The sequence below is a fragment of the Pseudoneobacillus rhizolycopersici genome (genome assembly GCF_054786815.1).
On sequence record NZ_JBTOOE010000079.1, the window covers coordinates 1 to 281 of the forward strand.

Consider the following 281-nt stretch of genomic DNA (forward strand, 5'->3'; position numbering starts at 1 on the left):
CCTGGGGGCTGACGATTACATAACGAAGCCATATTCCATACGTAACGTTGTTGCCCGCGTGAAGGCAGTGCTGCGCCGCCGTGTGCCGAAGGCTGCATCGCTTACCGCCGACACGGGTGTGAAAGATGCCCCTCTTTCATTCCAAGGGCTGTCGGTTTTCCCGTTACAGAAGATTTGCACTGTCGACGGGGCCGAGGTAAAGATGCCACGCAAGGAATTTGAGATACTGTCGATGCTGTTGCGCAATCCTGGGCGAGTGTTTTCGCGTGAGGAGATACTGG

1 protein-coding gene is annotated in these 281 nt (G+C 55.5%); it reads left to right on the forward strand.

The window, feature by feature from the left end:
• Window positions 1-281: response regulator transcription factor (locus ACX9YW_RS22925; RefSeq protein ID WP_460351022.1), on the forward strand; the 281-nt coding region annotated here is incomplete at both ends.